Here is a 204-nt window from a genome sequence, read left to right as displayed (position 1 = left end):
GATGAGTTCTCCCTGAGACTTTAAGTCTCCTGAAGGAACGTTGAAGACGACGACGTTGATAGGCCGGGTGTGTAAGCGCAGCGATGCGTTGAGCTAACCGGTACTAATGAACCGTGAGGCTTAACCTTACAACGCCGAAGGTGTTTTGGCGGTGAGAGAGACAGATTTTCAGCCTGATACAGATTAACAGAATTTGCCTGGCGG

At 50.0% G+C, this 204-nt stretch carries 1 rRNA gene; it reads left to right on the top strand.

What is annotated here, in order from left to right:
• A 23S ribosomal RNA gene (locus IM273_RS21445) occupies positions 1-128 on the top strand; the annotation flags it as partial.
• Positions 129-204 lie beyond the last annotated feature (76 nt).

Source organism: Enterobacter cloacae complex sp. P13B, from assembly GCF_014895915.1.
In the GTDB taxonomy this organism is placed as follows: domain Bacteria; phylum Pseudomonadota; class Gammaproteobacteria; order Enterobacterales; family Enterobacteriaceae; genus Enterobacter; species Enterobacter bugandensis.
This window is presented reverse-complemented; position numbering and strand designations above follow the sequence as displayed.